Raw genomic sequence first — 1,120 nt, forward strand, 5'->3', positions numbered from 1 at the left:
TCGTATGCCTGCTGCTGCGTCTTAAATTTGGTGCAGTAGATGAGTTCTTTTTTGAGAATACTATGGAACGATTCAATACAAGCGTTATCGTAACAGTTGCCTTTGCGGCTCATGCTGGCTTTCATCCGTAAGGTTTTTAGTCTCTTTCTGTATTCATCCGAAGCATACTGAGATCCACGATCTGAGTGGTGAAGCACTTTTCTTTTAGGCTTTTTAGCTGCATACGCATCATCCAGCGCTCCTAGTACTAACTCTGTTGTCATTCGCTCTCCTAAGCGCCATCCTACAATCTCACGCGTACAAAGATCCATAATACTGGCCAAATACAGCCGGCGTTCGGTGCATCGAATATAGGTAATGTCCGCTACCCAAACTTTATTAGGTTCATTGACTTTAAACTTTTGGTCCAATACATTCGGTGCAATCGGAAAGTCATGATTAGAGTCCGTTGTTCTTACTTTAAATTTCCTAGCTACACAAGAACGCAATCCCATTTCGTTCATGTAGTTGCTTACTGTACGCTCCGTAATCTCACAGTTCTCTTGATGGAGTAATTTCGTGATTTTGGGGCTGCCATACCGTTTCTTGTTATCGTAAAAGTGAAACCTAATCCGCTCCATGATTCGAGCCTTACGTAACTCCTGCTGGCTTGGTTTAGCTGATTTCCATTTGTAATAACCGCTCCGGGATACTTCCAGGACTCGACACATCTTCTCCACCGAAAACTCGGAGCTATGAGCTTCAATGAATTGGAACCTCAGTTCTTTGGTTTGCTGAAGATGTGAACCGCCTTTTTTACGATTGCTAACTCCTCTTTCGTATCCGCCAATTCTCGGTCCTTGAGCTTCAGTTCTTTCTCCTTCTCTTTCAGGAGTCGCTCCATTTCACGGAGTTTCTCTTGACTTGCCAAAGGTTCGTTTTCAAATGTTCTGTACTTTGCTTTCCATTGATGCAAGGTTTTTGCAGGGATATTCAATTCCTCAGCGATCTCCGGCATGGATTTCGTCTGTTCCTGAATGTATTTCACCGTCTTTCTCTTAAACTCCTCATTAAATCGTTGCCGCTGTTCACCCATGTGAACACCTCCTAATTTAAACTCTATTATTAAGGTTCTTTTATA

Annotated in this window: 2 protein-coding genes; both read right to left on the reverse strand. The window is 42.7% G+C overall.

Features of this window, described 5'->3' with window-relative positions:
- The coding region (locus tag LBW89_RS27325) for an IS3 family transposase (protein ID WP_225040923.1) at positions 1-830 on the reverse strand (830 nt) is incomplete at its 3' end.
- Positions 758-1,120: transposase (locus LBW89_RS27330; RefSeq protein WP_225040922.1), on the reverse strand; the 363-nt coding region annotated here is incomplete at its 5' end. The genes LBW89_RS27330 and LBW89_RS27325, both read right to left, overlap by 73 nt.

Origin of the sequence: Paenibacillus sp. alder61 (assembly GCF_020179875.1) — a bacterium.
GTDB lineage: Bacteria > Bacillota > Bacilli > Paenibacillales > Paenibacillaceae > Fontibacillus > Fontibacillus faecis.